This window comes from Saccharopolyspora sp. 6V, assembly GCF_020176785.1.
In the GTDB taxonomy this organism is placed as follows: Bacteria; Actinomycetota; Actinomycetes; order Mycobacteriales; family Pseudonocardiaceae; genus Saccharopolyspora_C; species Saccharopolyspora_C gregorii.
In genome coordinates this window covers 1-17,364 of the sequence record NZ_JAIUKB010000061.1, presented here as the reverse complement: position 1 = coordinate 17,364, position 17,364 = coordinate 1, and the positions used below count along the sequence as shown (strand labels likewise).

The window sequence follows — 17,364 nt, the reverse complement described above, 5'->3', positions numbered from 1 at the left end:
TATTTTTTTTAAAACCCCCCCCCCCGGGGGGCCCCCCCCGCCCCGGCGCCCCCCCCCCCCCCCCCCCCCGCCCCCGTTCGCCGGGGTGAGCGCTCGTTCGGCGGAGTTGTTCCGTCGCACCGCCGCGGCGTGGATACTTCGGGTGCATGGGCGATGACGTTTCGTGGCGGATCAAGCAGGCCAGGGAGCGGGCGGGCATGAGCCGTCCCGTGCTGGGCGGTCTGGTGGGGCGTTCGGCCGAGTGGGTCAAGGCGGTGGAGACCGGACGGCTGCAGACCCCGAAGCTGCACACGCTGATCCGGCTGGCGAAGGCGCTCGACATCGCCGATCTCGCCGAGCTCACCGGGAACCACGACCCGGTTCAGGTCTCCCGCCTCGACGGCGTGAACACGCACTCCGCGCTCCAGGAGGTGCAGACCGCGCTCACCACGAGCAGGTTCCGCGCACCGGCAGGTGACATCGACCTGAGCCACCTGGGGGAGCGGCTGCGATCGGCGTGGACCCTCCGGCACGCCTCGCCGGACCACCGCACGAAGGTCGGACGACTGCTACCCGCTCTGATCCGCGACGCGCAGGACGCGGTGCGCGCGCAGGACGGTCCGCAGCGCAGGCAGGCGCGGCGCCTGCTCGCGGGAGTGCACCTGCTGGCCAACTTCTACGTCGCCTACCAGCCCGCGCCCGAGTTGGTGTGGCTCGTCGTCGATCGCGCGGTCACCGAAGCCCACGAGGCGGACGACCCGCAGCTGATCGGTGGTGCCGCCTGGGCGATGGTGCAGGTGCTGCGCGAGTCCGGACGCTGGGACGAAGCGCTCGAAGTCGCTACCGGGGCGCTGCGCCTGCTGGCGGCGCGACCCGAGGACGACGAGTGGAACGGGATGCGCGGCGCGCTGCTCGCGGAATGCGCGTTGACCTGGGCGCGCAAGGGGCGGCTCGGCGAAGCCTTGCGGTACTGGGACCTCGCCGACACCGCGGCCCGGACGCTCGGGCCGGGATACCGGCACGTGCAGTCGAGCTTCAGCGTTGCGGTGCTGCGGGCGCACGCGGTCAGCATCAACGTCGACCTGCGGCGCGGCGGCGAGGCGTTGCGGGCGGAGCGCAGGCTCGGCGGCGGCCGGATCGCCTCGGTGCCGCGCCGGGCACGGCACCTGATCGAGATCGCTCGCGCGCATGAGCAGCAGGACGACCGCCAGTCCACTTTGGCCACTTTGCGTGAAGCGCACCGCACCGCGCCGGAAACGACCCGGTTCAACGGCTGGGCACGGGAACTGTCCGCCGCACTGCTGGAGAATCCGCCCACCGGCGAGGCGGCTGCCGCCCGCGAACTCGCCCGGGGGCTGCAGGTCAGCTGATCAGGTGAGGGTACGGAAGCTACCCGGATGCCGGACTCCGCTCCCTAACGTCGTGGCATGCCGAAGAAGAAGTTCCTGCCGATGACGTGGGTGTTCGCCCGCACCCCGGCGGGACGGTCCTACACGTTCCGGTGGGGGCGCGGGGAGCACGTGATGACGGTGCACTCCGGTGACCGGCGCGGCTCGCACGACGACGAGCACCTGCTGGAAACCGTGCACACCGGCGGCGACTGGGACGACGACGAGGACGTGCGGGTGCTCGCGCGGAAGTGGTTGCGGTGCAACGACGAACTCCCCGAGCGCCCGCCGCCCCGCGGTCCCGGCCGCCGGTGAGGTCAGGACACCGCAGGCAGGTGCTCCTCCAGGTCGTTGAGCAGCGCGCGCACCGGCGCCCAGCACATCATCACGGTGTCGTCGTCGAAGGTCACCCCGCCCCGCAGCTCCGCAGCGGGGTGGACGAAGTTCCGGAACTCCACGACGTGATCGGCGAAGTTCTTCGCATCGCTCTGGATCCAGTCCCGCTCGTGCGCGGTGTCGAGCATGATCTGGAGCCCTGCCTTGTCCGGCTTGAACTTGCGGCCCGTCGTGCCGATGAAGCCCTCTTCGCGGATCTTCTCGTCGCGTTCCATGAACAGCGAGTACAGCAGTCCCTCCACGAAGCTACCGATGGCGATGATCGTCATCGTGTGCGCCCCGACCTGCTCGCACAGTACCGCTTCCCGGGCGCGGTTGAGCAGCCGGTCGACCGCCGTCGCATTGGCGATCAGCAGCGGCAGGCGCGCTGCGAGGTTCTCCGGGGCGGAGTAGTGCGCGGCCCCGTCCGCTCCGACCTCGCCGAGCACCGGACGGCCGTCGACGAGCGAGATGACGAGTCCCTCCGCGTCCAGCTTCTCGTTGAGCTGCTCGCGGAACTGCTCGGCGATCACCCGACCATCGTCGTACTCCACCGGATCGCACACCCGGCACAGCAGCCGCTCGATCCGCGCGTGGTCGTCCCGGTTCTCGATCAGCTGCTCGGCCAGCCACGGCACTCGCGGTGTCCCGTCGTACTCGGGAGCGGGCGTCCACCCGGCCCGGCGCAGCAGCGGTTCCAGCTCGTACGACTTCCGCTCGTACGGCCCGCCCATGTCCACGATCACGGCGGCGACCCGTTCGGCGGTGCGGTCGTCCAAGGGCAACATGTCAGCGGTCCTCCCGATCTGCTTGGTCCTGGGCGATCTGCACGGCGCGGGTCAGGCGTTGCACGATGACCCGTCCGCGTTTGGCCTTGCCCAGTTCGGCCATGGCCTGGGTGATGCGTTCCTCGCGGTCCAGCTGCAGGCCGTCCGCCAGCAGCCAGCGGCACAGCCCGATCAGCTCCCGCTCGGTGTACTTGTCCATCGGCTGGCCGGGCAGCACGTCCGGGCGTGGCCCGCGCCGCGATTCGGGGGAGGGGCCGGACGTGCGGACCGGCTCGGCGGGCGGCTCGGCGACGGGTTCCGCGTCCGCGTCGCGCATCGCCTCCTCCCACGCCTTGACGATCTTCTCGGTCTCGCCCGCGCGGTCCGCGAACCACGCCGAGGCCCACACGCGGTGGAAGCGCCAGCCCAGGTTCTCCAGGTGCGCCTGCCGCAGCCGGTCGCGCTCGCGGACGCTGTGCGCCCGGTGGTAGCTGTCGCCGTCGGCCTCCACCGCCAGCACCATCCGACCCGGGTGGTCCCGGTGCGCGAGCGCGAAATCGATGCGGTAGCCGGAGAAACCCCACTGCGGGTGGACCTCGACGCCCCGCTCGGTCAGCGCCCGCCGGACGTCCTCTTCGAAACCGTTGAGCTCTTGCGGCAGCTGCCGCCCCACCTGGTCGATCTCACCGTGCCGCTGTGCGAACTCCAGGTACCGGCGCAGCAGCTCGGTGCCGTTCGCAGTGTCCGAAGGAGCCAGCGCGCCCGGCTGGAACGAGCACACCACGCTCATCCGCCGCTTAGCACGGGTCACCGCCACGTTCAGCCGCCGCTCGCCGCCGGAGCGGTTCAGCGGTCCGAATCCGCGTCCGTCCACCCTGTCGTCGGCGCGCTTGGCGACGCCGATGGTGAGGATGATCGCGTCCCGCTCGTCGCCCTGCACCCGCTCCAGGTTCTTCACGAAGACCCGGGTGTCCAGAGCGGCCTGCGCGTCGAAGAACTCCTGCACGTCCGGGCGTTCCTGCACCGCCTGGCGCAGCTTCGCCTCGATCCGCGCCGCGTGCTTGTCGCCCATCGCGATCACGCCGAGGCTCTCGTGCGGGCGCGTCGTGGCGTGCTCCAGCACCAGGTCCACGACCCGTTCCACTTCGGCGGGTGCCGATCCGTCCTGGCCCGGCGAGGCCACCCCGTCGACGACGTGCAGCGACACCGGCGGTTCCTTGCTGGAGCCGGGGAAGGTGACCAGGCCGTCGCCGTAGATCTCCCGGTTCGAGAACGCGATGAGCCGTTCGTCCCTGCTGCGGTAGTGCCACCGCAGCTGTTCCTGGCGTTGGATCGGCGTCCGCATCGCCGTCAGGATCGACTCGTAGTCCTGCAGCGCCGTCTCGTCGCTCTCCCCGTCCTCGATGAGCATCCGGCCGAAGAAGTTCGACGGCGGCAGCTGCTTGTCGTCCCCGGCCACCACCAGGCTGCTGCCGCGCGCGATCGTCGCGATCGCGTCCTGCGGCTGGATCTGGCTCGCCTCGTCGAAGATCACCAGGTCGAACAGCCGTTGCGCGGGCAGCGTCCGGCTCACCACCAACGGCGACATCGCCCAGCACGGGAACAGCGCCAGCAGCACGTTCGGCGCGTGCTGCACCAGGCTGCGCAACGGCATGTGCCGGGACTTCTTGTTCGCCTGTTCCCGCAGCAGCTTCGTCTCGTCCGGATGGTCGTCGCGCACCTGGCGCAACGCCTTGCCGACCTCCCAGAGCACGCGGTCGGCCGAGGAATCGCGGTGCTCGGAGTCGGCGTCCCGGTAGTCGCGGACGAGGCGGTCGTGCTCGGCGGCGGTGAAACCGCGCAGCGCGGGGGAATCCAGCTTGAACCGGTCCAGCAGCGACTTCAACCAGGTGTGCCGGAACAACGCCCAGGCCGCGTCGCCGTCGAGGTCCCGGCGGGCGATGTCCTGCACCAGCTGCCCGAGCCCCAGGCGTTCGAACTCGCCGAGCAGCCTGGTGATGTCCTCCATCCGCCACAGCGTGTCCTGATCGGCGACCAGCTCGTCGAGCTCGGCGTCCACCTGCTCGACCGGTTTGCGCTCCACGTCGCTGAGCTTCGCGAACAGCGCCACCGAGGTGAGCTGGTCGCGCAAGGTGTTGAACCGCTCCATCGTCTCGCCGAGCCCGGTCACCTCCGACGGGTGCCCGGCCGGATCGCCGAGCGCCTGCCAGCGATCCCGCTGGGAACGGACCGCCGCGAGCTTGCGGTGCAGCACCGAGCGCTGCTTGATCCCGTCGGTGGAGGCCTCCGTGAGCTCCTTGTGCAGCCGCCTGCGGGTCAGCCAGCCGAGCCTGTGCCCCGCCTGGGCGCGTTCCCGCCGCGAGGCGACCGCGAAGTACCAGTCGTCGAGCAGGGTGCTGAACACGTCCGGCCCGAACGCGCGCACACTGTCGTTGACCTCGCCCAGCAGGTGCAGCACCTCCTGCCAGCCCGCCAGGTCCAGCGGCGTCCGCAGCCCGGTCTGCCGCAGCACCGAGGTCATGCTCTCCCGGCCCGCGTGCAAGGTTTTCGTCGCCAGCGAGTTCAGCTTGAGCAGGATCTCCTCGATGTCCTGGGCACTGCGGATCTCCGCCTGCCACCAGGGCGATTCCCGCCGCACCACCCGCAGGCCGCCCTTGTCGATGAAGCCGCGCAGGCCCTCTTCCAGGCGCGTGGCGGTGTCGGCGTCGAGCAGCTGCAGGACCGGCTTGGAGAACACGTGCGGCGAAGCGGGCGCGCGGAGTTCCAGCAACTTCGCCTGCACCTGGAACGCGCTGAGCCCCCACGGATCGCGCGGCCGGTGCAGCTCGTCGGAGAACGAGCGCAAGGCGGCGCGCCGCTTGCGCACGTCGCGGTGGTGGGCGGCCACCTCGGGCCGGGTGTGCCGCCCCGCCGACTCCAAGCTGTCCTGCAGCTGGCGTGCCACGTGCTTCTTGTCCAACCGCTGCTGGTGCAGGTCGAACACCAGCTTGTCCAGTCCGACCTGCGCCAGCCGGCCGGTGACCGCTTCGATCGCGGCCCGCTTCTCCGAGACGAACAGCACCCGCTTCCCGCGCGCCGCCGCACCCGCGATGATGTTCGCGATCGTCTGGCTCTTGCCGGTGCCCGGCGGCCCCTCGATGAGCACGTGGTGCCCGGCCAGCGCGGTGTCGATCGCCCGCTGCTGCGAGGAGTCGGCGTCCTGCACCAGGAACTCCTCGGCCGGTTCGACCGAGTCCGCGGCCGGGGCCTCGTACCCGGCGGACTGCGCGCGCACCTCCGCCTGCGCCGGCTGGTCCCCGGCGAGCGCCGCGATCAGGTCGTGTTCGGTGAGCAGCTCCACGGCCTGCTGCAGGTCCTCGACCATCGGCTGCTTGGCGTAGTTGAACAGGCCGCACACCACCGCGGGTTCCACGTCGAGCGGGACGCCCTGGCGCTCGGCGACCGAGGCGAGTTCGGCGCCCACCCGGTCGACCTGCTCCTGCGGATCCTCGGTGGCGCCCAGCACCTCCTGCACGGCCGCGGTGAACGCGGGCAGGTCCAGATCGAGGCCGTAGTCCTGGTCGAGCGCGTGCAGCAACACCGGGTTGATCTCCACGTCGCGCTCGGTCTCCAGCACGAACTCGCTCTCCGCGGCCGTGCGCGCGGTGATCCGCAGCGAGCGCAGCAGCAGCGGAGCGCGGGTGCCGCGCGCTGGTGCGTGCGCGGTCGCACCGTGCCGGGGCTTGGCCACGACCAGGCCTTGCGCGACCTTTCCGATGTCGATGCCCTGTTCCTCGGTGAACGCCGTCATGGTGCGCCGCAGCGAGCGGGCGCGGGTGCTCGCGTCCTTGTGCGCGGCGGAATCCTCGAACAGCGCGCTGAGCTTCACCGGCTTTCCGAGCAATAGATCCCGCACGAATGCGGGTTTCGCATTCGACAGGTCCAAACTCGTCGTCTTCGTGTTCTTGAAGTGCAGCAGCGTGTTCTGCGGGCCGAACTCGATGAGGTTCTTCGCCCATTGCTCTGCTGCTGCGCGCACGAGGTCGAGGCGCTGTTCGTGCTGGTCGGCGGGCATGCCGCGGATCTCCTCTACCGGAAATGTCGCACTGATTCCTGCTGACGCGGTGCAGGGCCGCCGATCGCGGCGAGCCCAACAGGATCTCGAACCACCGGGGCAGCGACAATCGTCTGAAAGGGTGAGGATTCCGCGGTGTGCGGCGCAGTTCCGAGTGGTTCTTCTGCATCGTGCCGCATGGTCCGACCCGCATTGCAAGGGGTCGGGGATCAATGGCTCCGGATATCGTGCTAGTGCTCGTGAAGTCGCCGGCAGCGGTGGAGCGGCGATTCGAGGCGGGTCCCGAACTGCGAAGCGGTAGGGCGGACTGATCCGCCCTCAGTAGTCCACAGTGGACGTGTCGGAGGTCTTGCGCGCCGGATGCGATGCACCCCCGGAACAACGCATCCGGCGCGGCACCGCGTGCGCGGCGCTCCCTGACCCCCTGGCTCGGGTGGCAGGAACGCGGCGCACCGGACCGAGCCGGACGCACCGAAGGCCCAGCCGCGGCCCTCCCGGTGCGGAGTTCGTGGCTGAGTTGATTCCTGCTGGTGAGCAGCCTAAATTGTGGCGCCCGCCGAATACAAGGGGATGAGCGCTTACAGTGGGACGCCAGGGGTGCTCGAACCCCTGCGCTTCCTGGGGGTGTTCGTCGTGTCGGGTGGTCGGCGCGTCAGCGCGCGGCGTTTCCGGTTGCTCTGCGAGCAGCGCGGCTACGGTTACCCGGAATTGGCCCGTGACCTGCGCAAGCGGGGAGTCGTGGTGTCCAGGGACGGGATCGCGAGATTGGGCCGGGCGCCCGATTCACTGCTGCCGCCGTACGCCGCCGAACTCGCCGGGCTCCTCAAGACCTCCGTGGCCTACATCACGGGCCGCGACGGGCAGTTCCTCGGCAAGCGGTTCCGCGACCTGTACCGGCAGCGCGGGTGCTCGCTGGCGGCGCTGGCCGACCAGCTGCACCGCTCCCGGCAGGTCAAGGTCTCCACGCAGTACCTGCAGCAGCTCGCCTGCGGCCGGAACACGAACCCGCGCGCCGAGATCGTGGACGGGCTCGCCGCGCTGCTGGGCACCACGCCGGACTACCTCAACGGGTGCGACGAGGTCGTGGTGCCCGAACAGGTCCGGCGCACTCCGCGTCCCGGGCCCCGCACCGCCGCCGAGAGCTGAACCGGTCAGCCGTGCGCGGCCGGCCGCTCCTGGTGCGCGTGCAGCGCGTGCGCCCACGCGACCAGCGGCTCGGCGACCACGCGGAAGTCCAGGCCCGCCCGGCTCAGCGAGTAGGTCGCGGGCCGCCCGCCGCGGTCGTGGTCGACCAGCCCGCGCCGCTCCAGCTCGCTGAGCCGCTGCGACAACGTGACCTGGCTGATCCCGACCTCGCGCGCCAGCTCGTTGAAACCGCGCGGCCCGGTCAGCAGCACGCACACCACGTGGATGGCCCACTTCTCCTGGAACAGCCCCAGAACGCCGCCGGAGACCTCACCGGGTTCGGTGGGGCGCAACCCGTTCCGCGTCGCCCACGCCGTCATCTCCGCGAACATCGGCCGCAGGCCCGCGCCGCGTCCGGTCAGCGAATAGCGGGTGCGCGGCGGAGATCCGTCCAGGACCTCGCGGCGCACCAGTCCCGCGTCGGCGAGTTCCGAGAGCCGCTGCTTGAGGGTGCTGGGGCCGGGGCCGGGAACCTGCCTGCGCAGCTCGTTGAAGCCCAGCGGGCCCGCACTCAGCGCGTGCACGACGTGCAGCGCCCAGCGGGTGTTGAGCACACCGACCGCGGCGACGAACACCTCGTCGTAGCGGACCTCGGTCGCTCCTTCCGGCACACGCCCATGATACGGACCGCTCCGCGCGCTCGGGCGCTGCGCCGTCCTCGCGCGAACGGCGCGAGGGGATCAGCGGGGCGAAGTTCCTCCCAGGCGCGGAGACCGCCCCGTTCCGCGTCCGGGAGTTCCGCTCACTCCGGCCTGCGGTGCCCGCCGCCCGCGTTGTTCAACCCGGACAGCAGCCGCTGCATCACCTGCGGGTCCAGCTCTTCCGGCTCGTCGCCCAGCGCCTCGGCGGCGGGGGAGCGGCGCTTCTCGCGGCGCGGCAGCGGAACGGCCGAGGCGTTCATCCCCGGCGGCAGCGCGAGTTCGCACCAGCGGCGGTTCCCGACTCCGCGCAACGGCTCCACGCCGGTGCGCTTCCCCTCCAATTCCTGCAACGTGGCGGGAGCGGGGCCGCGGGTCTCGTCCTCTACTTCGATGACCAGGCAATCGCCGCGCAATCGCAACCTGATCGTGAGGAATCCCGGAGATTTCGGGTCGGATGCCTGCACCGCGGCGTCCACCATGCTGAGGGTGGTCTGCGCGGCCTCGTCCGCGAGCGGCCGCAGCGACCACTCGCTGAGGGTGAAGCGCACGAAGATGTCAGTGCAGTTCATCGCGGTGGGCAGGGCGATGAGTCGCAGGTCGTCGACCTGTGCGGTGTCGGCGTTCACCTGGTTCCTTCCTGTCGTGCTCCGGTGCGAGCCGCAGTCGTCACCCGGACTCCGTATCTTGCCAACCTGGCTTTCTCCCGCGTCCGGCAGGGTTGCCGCTGAGGGTGTCATGCCGGACGGTCCGCGCGACAGTCACGATCCGAACGCGGCGAGGGCCGTCGTGCGGTGCGGCGGAGGGTTCGTGATCGATCCATTGTGCGCACCGCCGCGCCGGTGGTGATGAGCTCGGTGACAACGTGCGCCGGAATTTCGGTGCGGGCAGCGGATTTTCCACGCGGAACGTTGTGCCGGGGGATTCCCCTCGGTAGCGTCCGAATCGTCCGGTGGCAATTGAAATTCCCGCCAGGCATCGCACTTCTCATCTCAGTCGGAATGTCCCGCGCGAACTCGTGCGTTCGCGCGGCGGCTGGAAGTTCTCTAGTGGTCCGAAATGAACGCCGGGCGGTGTCCGCAGCTCGGGCGCCGATGCCGCGCGCAGACTGGAGGAACTGTGCACCTGAACGCCGAACGCTCTCGAACCGCCCGACGCGGGGCGGCCCTGGTCGCCGGGGCGGCGCTGGCCGCCACCGCGATCGGGACCGGAACCGCCGCGGCGGAGCCGGTGACCACCACGCTCGGCTACACCTGCGACTTCCCGCTGATCGGCAAGGGGCCGGTCAGCACCGACATCGCGGTGACCCTGCCCGACTCCGCGGTCGCCGGCCAACCCATCGAAGCCACCGACTTCAGCGCGGCGGTGACCGTCCCGGAGGACACCGTGAACGGGTTCGACCTGGTCGGCGCGGCGACCGTCGAAGGATCCGCCACGGTGACCGCCGTGGTCACCGACGGGGCGGGTGCCGCGCAGGACGTGGTGATCCAAGACCTGCCGGTGCCCAGCACGCCCATCCCCGACTCGGGCCCGCTGGTGGTCACCGCCGCCGGCCCGGTGCCCGCGGTGACGCCCGCGGCGGCCGGGGCGGCGACCGTGTCGGTCGCGGACTCCTTCACCGCGAAGCTCACCCCGAAGAAGGCGGACGGTTCCGGCACCCTGCTCGGCACGTTCGACCTGACCTGCACCGTCGACCCCGGGCAGGACCTGGTGCTCGGCACCGTCGCGGTCACCGAGGCCGCGGTGGCCCACCGCAGCTGACCCGCAGACCCCCGGGCGGTGCCGACCGCCCCGGGGTTCCGGGACCGGCGACCGCGCTCGATCTCGGTTGGGCGCGGATTCGCCGAGCTGAACCGAATCGGTGCCTCGCGGTGCGGTTCACTGGTGCGCTGTGCCGCGGATCACCCGAGAGGAGCCCACCGTGCGACGTCTGCTCGTCCTGGCGACCAGCGTGCTGGCCGCCGCGCTGCTCGCCCCTCCGGTGGCCGCCGCGGCCCCCGGGGTGGCGATCACGCACCGGACCGTGCCCGGTGCCGACGGCGTCCCGCTGGAGGCGAAGGTGATCGAACCGACCGGGCGCGGCGACGGCCCGTTCCCGCTGCTGGTGATGCCCGCCAGCTGGGCGACGCCGAACATCGAGTACGTCGGTGCCGCCGCAGGCATGGCCTACGACTCCGGGTACGTGGTGGTCACCTACACCGCCCGCGGCTTCTACGCTTCCGGCGGAGCCGTCGACGTGGGTGGCCCGGCCGACGTCGGGGACGCCTCCGCGGTCATCGACTGGGCGTTGGCGAACACCGGCGCCGATCCCGCGCGGATCGGGATGGGCGGCATCTCCTACGGCGCGGGGATCAGCGTGCTCACCGCGGCCGCGGACGCGCGGGTGCGGGCGGTGGCGGCGATGAGCGGCTGGAGCGACCTGCTCGCCTCCCTCTACCCGAACGAGACCGTCAGCACCCAGGCGGCCGAAGCGCTGCTCGCCGTCGGGCACGTCACCGGCCGGTTCGGCCCGGAGCTGCGGGAACTGGAACGCGCCTACCGGGAGGACCGCGTCGAGGACGTGCTGCACCTCGGCGACGACCGGTCCCCGCTGCGCGAGGTCGACCGGCTCAACGCGAACGGCACCGCGGTGCTGCTGGCGAACGCGTGGGAGGACTCGCTGTTCCAGCCGGGGCAGATCACCGGCCTCTACCGGCGGCTCACCGGTCCCAAGCACCTGCTGCTGTCCCCGGGCGACCACGCCACCCCCGACCTGTTCGGCGCCGCCGGGCTCCCCAACGACGTGTGGGACGCCGCCCGCCGCTGGTTCGACCACCACCTGCGCGGCGCGGACAACGGCGTCGACACCGAGAACCCGGTGCGGCTCGCGCCGATCAGCGGCGGCACGTGGCGCGACCACCCCGACTGGGAGTCGGTCACCGGCACCGTCGACACCCGGCACCTCGCGGCCTCCGGGCTGCTGTCCGACCGGCCGCAACCGGCGTGGCGGCGCGAGGTCCGCACCGGCGTCCCGACCGCCGCCGACAGCGGCACGATCTTCGTCAACGGGCTGCTCCAGCAGTTCACCGGCATCCCGCCGCTCGCCCCGGTCGGGCTGCTCGACCGCGCGGCGGCGGGCGTGTGGTAGACCGAGCCCTACCCGACCGGCGTCACCGTCGCGGGAGCGGCGACGCTGCACGCCACCGTCGTCCCCCGCGCGGAGACGACCTCGCTGGTCGGCTACCTCTACGACGTGGACCCGGCGGGCGGCGGCAAGCTCATCACCCACAAGCCGATCACGTTGCGCCGCAGCACGATCGGCGAACCCCGCGCGGTCGACCTCTCCTTGGAACCCGCGCTGTGGCACGTCCCCGCCGGCCACCGCCTCGCCCTCGTCGTCGACACCGTCGACCCCCGCTACGCCACCGAACCCCCGGGCCCGACCACCACGCTCACCACCCCCGCCACCCTCGACGTCCCCCTCGCCTGACCCGTGCGGAACCTGGGCGGGCGCGAACTCCGGCTCGTCGCTCCGGCCGAGTTCGCCCTCGGGCGCTAGGCGGTCGCGTACGGTGGGGTGCCGACTACCGCCGGGTGATGAGGATGGGCGCATGAGCGACGGGCCGGAGATCGCGAATTCCGCATCGGGCACGGTCGGCGGGCCCGTGGTGCAGGCGGGCGCGCACTACGGCGACAACTACTTCGGCACCGATCCGGCGCGCACCCCGCACGAGATCCGGCCGCTGACCGGCGACTTCGTGAACCGGGAGCGGGAACGCGCGCGGCTGCGCGAACACCTCGCGCACAGCGACGGCACCCGCGGTTCGAAGATCGTGATGCTCACCGGGCTGCCCGGCGTCGGCAAATCCGCCACCGCCCGGCACGTCGCGGGCGAGGTCGACGCGTACCCGGGCGGCGAACTGTTCGTGGACTTCGGGACGCTGCGCGGCGCCGACGGGGCGGCGATCAGCGACGCGCTCGGCGACTGCCTGCGGCGGCTCGGCGTGCAGGACAAGGCGATGCCCCCGACGCTCGCCGGGCGCACCGAGCTCTACCAGACCTGGACCAGCGGGAAACCGCTGCTGGTGCTGCTCGACGACGTCGCCGAACCCGCCGAGGTCGAACCGTTCGTGCCCAACGCGCCCGGCAGCTCCGTGCTGGTCACCAGCAACCGGCGGCTCAGCGAACTGCTGCTGGACGAGGCCTCCGTCGTCGAGATCGACCCGCTCACCGACGAGGCGGGCAGCGACCTGATGCAGGCGCTGTGCGGGGCGCGCCGCGCCGAGCAGGAACCCGCGGCGATGCGCGAACTCGCCGGGCTCTGCGGCGGATTCCCCGAGATGCTGCGGTCCATGGCCGCCGCGCTCCGCAAGCACCCGAGCCTGCGGGTCGCCGAACTCGTCGCCGAGACCCGGGCCGACGGCGCGCGTCTGACCTCCCCGTTCAACGTCGCCTACAAGATGCTGCCCGCCGAGGCCGCCGAGCTGTACCGGCGGCTGGCGCTGCTGCCGGTCGGCGAATTCGGCCGCGACCTCGCGGAAGCCGCCGCCGGACCTGGTCGCACGTACCGGGACCTGGACGAACTGGTCGACGCGCACCTCGTCGTCGACGAGGGCGACGGCCGGTACCGGATGCACGACCTGGTGCGCGCGCACGCCCGCGCCCTCGCCGAACGGCACGACTCCGCCGACGAACGGGCCGCGGGGCTGCGGCGCATCGTGCGGCACTGCCTGCACCGGGCCGCGTTCGCCGACCTCGCCGTGCTCGGCGCCGGCCGGCTGCGCATCACCAAGCACGCCGAGCTGCTCGCCGGGCAGCAGCAGCCGTTCACCGGGGACCGCGCCAAGCAGGACGCGCTGGCCTGGATGGACGCGGAACGCGGCGCGCTCGCCGCGGTGCTGCGGTCCGCTGTGGACGGTGGGCTGAACCGGGAGGCCTGGCAGCTCGCCGAAGCGCTCACCGCCCTCTACGTCAACCGGCGGCACCTGCTGGAATGGGTCGGCGCCACCGAACTCGGGGTGCGCGCCGCCGAACTCGACGACCGTCCCGACGCCGCCGCGCGGCTGGGCAGCTTCGCGTCCCGCGCGTTCACCGACCTCGGCCACCTCGACCGCGCGCGTGCGGAACTCGACGCCGCGCTGCCGGTCGCCGAACGGATCGGGGAACCGCGGCTCACGGCCTCCGTGCACGAACTCGTCGGGCGGTACCACGACGCCACCGGTGATCCCGCCGCCGCCGTCCTCGACTACCGGCGGGCGATCGAGCTGTTCACCGCCGCCGAGGACGCGCGCGGACGGGCCTTCGTCGGCTACTTCCTCGGCTGCGCCGAAGACGCCCTCGGCGAGCACGCGCGAGCGCTCGACACGCTGCGGGACGCGCTGCGGCTGATCAGGGCGGTGCCGGACGAGCGGATGGCCGGACGCGCCCTCGCCGCCATCGGCACCGCGCACGCGCACCTCGGCGCGCTCGACGACGCCACCGCGGCGCTGCGCGACGCCATCGCGGTGCTCACTGCGGGGGAGGACCACTACTACGCGGCGCAGGCGCGGGAAGCGCTCGCCGACGTCGCCGCCACCAGCGGGGATGCCGCATTGCAGCAGGAGAACCTGCGCGCCGCGCTCGCCGTCTACGAGCGGTACGGCAGCCCCCGCGCCGGCGGCGTGCGAGAAGCACTGGCCGCGCTGGGCTGACCGCCCGGCTTCGAATCCGTCCGGTGCGGCGGACGGCGGAATCCCGGGGGCTGCCCGCCTTCCCGGCACGATCGCACCACCACCGCAACCGGCGCACCGCAGGGCCTGTTCGGCACCGACGGCTCCACCACGCCTAGGCGGTTTCGTTCGGATCAGCCAGTCGTCGGCCCGGGTATGCCGCTGACTGACGCGCAGTGGACGCGGATCGGACCGGACACTCCGCCAGTTGCCGTACTCCTCTGGCGGGCGGCCCTGCTGCGTGCCGGTCTAGATCTTGAAGGCGATCACGTCGGCCACCTCACGGTGACCCAGTTGAGGTCTTCGTCCGCGTCGGCCTGGGTCGTCAACGCGGTGAACACCCGCTTCCAGGTGCCGTCGACGGCCCACAACCGCAGCCTGCCTCGGTTTCGGTGGACTCCACGATCGTGTCCGCCAGTACCTGGACAAGCGCGGTATCCGGGCGGTGATCCCTGTCCCGGCGGGCCGGCAAGGCCACCGACTGTGGCGCGGCAGCCGAGGGGGCAACCCCCGCCTTCGACCGCGAGGCGTACAAGCAGCGCAACACCGTCGAACGGTGCATCAACCGCTTGCAGCAGTGGCGCGGTCCCGCCACCCGCTTTGAGCAGACCGCGACCACATACCTGGCCGGACTCCACATGGCAGGCATCTTCCTGTGGTCCGCAAGGCGATCCAAATCGAACTTCCAGGGCTCACACCGGGGCACCCGGGAAGGAAGGCTTGATGACGCGGCTGCCGAACTTCCACTGTCCGTCCACGCGAACGTAGTCGTCCTCGTACTTGACGTGGGAACGAACGTAGCCGCCGTCGTTCTTCACCACTTCCACGAGGCAGAAGACACTCCCCGTCGCGCGGTCGCCCTCGATGTCCGTCACCAGGTGGTTGAACATGACGTGGATGACGTAGCGGGCATGGGCGAAGAGCGAGTCGCGGAAGAAGTCGCGTATCGCCTCGCGCCCTTGGAACAGGCCGAAGCCGGTCTCGCGTTCGTCGAGGACGCCATCCTCGGCCCAGCAGTCAGCGGACTCATTCAGCCGGAAGCCGTCGAAAGCAACCGCGTAACGAGTGTTGAGATCGTGGATGGCGGCACGATCGGCGAGATGATTCATGGGACGACCTCATGTGGAGAAGGGATGCTGTGGGCCCTAGCTCGGCTGGCTCGGACGAGCCGGGGGAACGGTGCACACGGCTCCCAGCCCGTGTCAAGGCTCCTCAGCCACGAACTGACCAGTGGCCTCAGCGAAACCGCCTAGCGCGACCGCTCGCCCGGCCGCGTTGCCCTGAGGCGCGGTGGTCCGACCGCTGACGTCCCGGTGGACACCCGTGAACTCGACCGGAACCGTGACGGCCGCTCGCCGCCGGCATCGTTTGGCGAACCGTGCCCCTCCGGCTGGGAAGAGAGGGTGGGTGCACCCGTGAGCCTCTTGTTCTGGCCGGGCTCCGCCGGTCGTGGCTCCGAGCCCGCGTACCGGGTCAGCGCTCGGTGGCGGTCAGCCGGAATTCCTCGGCACCGCAGGAGATCGTGAAGTCGCCACTGGTGAGTCCATTGAGGACGATGGCGTGCGCGGCCGATGCCACCAGCATCGGGTCGGCGCCGGGGGCGGAGAGGCGCATCGTCCGTCCGTTCCGGACAGCGGCGGTCATGCCGTTCGGGTGGGCGGCCAGCCACACCCGGGCGCCCGGGAACTCCGCCCGGGCCTGGTCGGTCCAGGTCAGCGCCGCGGCCTCGTCCGCGCACGTCCCCTCGCGCACCAGCACCGCCGCGGACTGGTGCCGCAGCAGCCGCGGCTCGTCCTCCCGCACCGCCAGATGCCGCTGCACCGCCGACTCCCGCACCGGCGCATCGGCCCGGCGCACCGCCGCCGGATACCGCCGCACCGCGATCCGGCCCGGCCCGGTGCACTCGGTGAACACCTCGAACGAGGCCGGTTCCCGCCGGTACGGCCGCGGGGTCGCGGGTTGCAGCAGCGGTGGTTCCCCGGCCGGGACCGGCAGCTCCAGCAAGCGGTAGAGCACCTCCCGCAGCACCCCGGTCGCCTCGCCGAGGTGCGCGAACACCTGCCCGGGCAGCTCGGCGAACCGGGCCGGTGCGTGCGTCCGCCACGACCCGTCCAACTGCTCGCGCAGGTCCCCCGTCACGTCGAGGTGCTCGGCGGTGTCCGCCAACGCCGCCACCGGCGTGCCCGGCACGCTCTCCGCGCCGACCGATGCCAGCAGCAGCGGCTTGCCCAAGCACGCCGCGTACAGGCTCACCGAGCCGTGATCGCCGACGACCTGGTGCGCGGCCACCAGCGCCGCCTGCCAGCCCCCGTCCGGCGGCAGCAGCAGCAATCCCGCGTCCAGCGCGTCCGCGAACCAGGTCCGCACCCGCAGATCGCCGTAGCGGGACCAGATGTTCGGGTGCATCGCCAGCGCCACCCGGTACTCGTCGGCGGGCAGCTCCGCGCACAACCGCCGGGCCAGCTCCCGTGATCGGCCCAGCGCCGACTCCTCGCCCCACGTCGAGTTCAGCAGCACCAGCCTGCGGCCGCGCAGATCCAGCTCCCGCCGGAACCGGTCCCGCAGTGGCAGGCTCGCGCGCAGCTGGTCGAAGGTCGGATCGCCGACCACGGCCGTGTTGCCCGCGACCTCCGGGCGCACCGCCGCCAGCTGCCGGTGCTGCGACTCGTGCGCCAGCGTCAGCAGTACCTTCCCGCTGCGCAGCGCGTACTCCGGCGGAAGGCCCGCCAGCCTGGTCCCGCCGGTCTTCGGGTCGTGCACGTGCTTGTTGAAGCCGATGCCGTGCGGCAGCACCACCACCGGCCGGGTCAGGTCCAACTCGGCGAAGTCGATGTTCTCGCTCGCCGAGATCGCCAGCGCGTACGGGAGGTCGTGCACCGCCGACCACGGGACGATCCGCTCGGCGCGCGCCTCGCGCAGCAGCTCCAGCGCGCCGCCGCTGTGCGGGGAGGTGTCGTTCACGGTGAACACCAGGTCCACGCGGAAGTCGTCCCGGAAGAACCGCAGCGCGTCCAGCAGGCGGGCGGTGGAGGTGATGGTGCGGGCGATGACCAGCACGGTGCGCACCGGGCCGAACGTGCCGTGCTCCGGCTCGTCCGCGGCGACCCGGCCGCGCCGCGGCTCACGCGTCACGGTGTCGTCCGGTGATCGAGTGAGCACCGGCCCATGCTGCCCGGCGTCGACCACCCGGCGCTAGGAGGGGCCGTCGCGGAGTCGCGGAGTCGCGGAGTCGCGGAGTCGCGGAGTCGCGGAGTCGCGGAGTCGCGGAGTCGCGGAGTCGCGGAGTCGCGG

Annotated in this window: 12 protein-coding genes and 1 pseudogene; 7 read left to right on the top strand and 6 right to left on the bottom strand. The window is 71.8% G+C overall.

What is annotated here, in order from left to right:
• Window positions 1-146 precede the first annotated feature (146 nt).
• Window positions 147-1,349 (top strand): helix-turn-helix transcriptional regulator, encoded by a 1,203-nt coding sequence (locus tag LCD35_RS12980; protein WP_225044253.1) that lies wholly within the window; start codon window positions 147-149, stop codon window positions 1,347-1,349.
• A 57-nt stretch (window positions 1,350-1,406) separates the two neighbouring features.
• Window positions 1,407-1,682, top strand: coding sequence for a hypothetical protein (locus tag LCD35_RS12975; protein WP_224968752.1), 276 nt, complete (start codon window positions 1,407-1,409; stop codon window positions 1,680-1,682).
• Between the two features lie 2 nt (window positions 1,683-1,684).
• Here the strand turns inward: LCD35_RS12975 and LCD35_RS12970 are convergent, their stop codons facing one another.
• Window positions 1,685-2,530, bottom strand: a complete 846-nt coding sequence (locus LCD35_RS12970; RefSeq protein ID WP_225044252.1) for a hypothetical protein — start codon at window positions 2,528-2,530, stop codon at window positions 1,685-1,687.
• Window position 2,531: 1 nt separating this feature from the next.
• A complete protein-coding gene (locus LCD35_RS12965) occupies window positions 2,532-6,563 on the bottom strand; it encodes an AAA domain-containing protein (RefSeq protein WP_225044251.1) in 4,032 nt (1,343 codons plus the stop codon).
• 570 nt (window positions 6,564-7,133) lie between these two features.
• Here LCD35_RS12965 and LCD35_RS12960 point away from each other — a divergent pair.
• Complete coding sequence (locus LCD35_RS12960) at window positions 7,134-7,709, top strand: helix-turn-helix transcriptional regulator (RefSeq protein ID WP_225044250.1); 576 nt, start codon at window positions 7,134-7,136, stop codon at window positions 7,707-7,709.
• Window positions 7,710-7,714: 5 nt separating this feature from the next.
• On the opposite strand, the gene LCD35_RS30465 is transcribed toward LCD35_RS12960, so the two are convergent.
• Window positions 7,715-8,359, bottom strand: coding sequence for a helix-turn-helix domain-containing protein (locus LCD35_RS30465; RefSeq protein WP_224962447.1), 645 nt, complete (start codon window positions 8,357-8,359; stop codon window positions 7,715-7,717).
• Between the two features lie 131 nt (window positions 8,360-8,490).
• Complete coding sequence (locus tag LCD35_RS12950) at window positions 8,491-9,015, bottom strand: ATP-binding protein (RefSeq protein WP_224962445.1); 525 nt, start codon at window positions 9,013-9,015, stop codon at window positions 8,491-8,493.
• Window positions 9,016-9,505: 490 nt separating this feature from the next.
• On the opposite strand from LCD35_RS12950, the gene LCD35_RS12945 reads away from it, so the two are divergent.
• The 4 genes and pseudogenes from LCD35_RS12945 to LCD35_RS12930 all read left to right on the top strand — a co-directional run bounded on the left by LCD35_RS12945 (window position 9,506) and on the right by LCD35_RS12930 (window position 14,055).
• Window positions 9,506-10,147 carry a DUF6801 domain-containing protein gene (locus LCD35_RS12945; protein ID WP_224968744.1) on the top strand — a complete coding sequence of 214 codons (642 nt, stop codon included), beginning with the start codon at window positions 9,506-9,508 and terminating at the stop codon, window positions 10,145-10,147.
• A 160-nt stretch (window positions 10,148-10,307) separates the two neighbouring features.
• Window positions 10,308-11,513 (top strand): CocE/NonD family hydrolase, encoded by a 1,206-nt coding sequence (locus tag LCD35_RS12940; protein ID WP_225044249.1) that lies wholly within the window; start codon window positions 10,308-10,310, stop codon window positions 11,511-11,513.
• A 12-nt stretch (window positions 11,514-11,525) separates the two neighbouring features.
• Window positions 11,526-11,855, top strand: a pseudogene (locus tag LCD35_RS12935) (CocE/NonD family hydrolase C-terminal non-catalytic domain-containing protein); the annotation flags it as partial.
• Window positions 11,856-11,976: 121 nt separating this feature from the next.
• On the top strand, window positions 11,977-14,055 hold the full coding sequence (locus LCD35_RS12930) for a tetratricopeptide repeat protein (protein ID WP_224967416.1): 2,079 nt from the start codon (window positions 11,977-11,979) through the stop codon (window positions 14,053-14,055).
• A 710-nt stretch (window positions 14,056-14,765) separates the two neighbouring features.
• Here the strand turns inward: LCD35_RS12930 and LCD35_RS12920 are convergent.
• On the bottom strand, window positions 14,766-15,182 hold the full coding sequence (locus LCD35_RS12920) for a nuclear transport factor 2 family protein (protein ID WP_224967418.1): 417 nt from the start codon (window positions 15,180-15,182) through the stop codon (window positions 14,766-14,768).
• A 364-nt stretch (window positions 15,183-15,546) separates the two neighbouring features.
• Window positions 15,547-17,232 carry a hypothetical protein gene (locus tag LCD35_RS12915; RefSeq protein WP_225044248.1) on the bottom strand — a complete coding sequence of 562 codons (1,686 nt, stop codon included), beginning with the start codon at window positions 17,230-17,232 and terminating at the stop codon, window positions 15,547-15,549.
• Window positions 17,233-17,364: the final 132 nt, after the last annotated feature.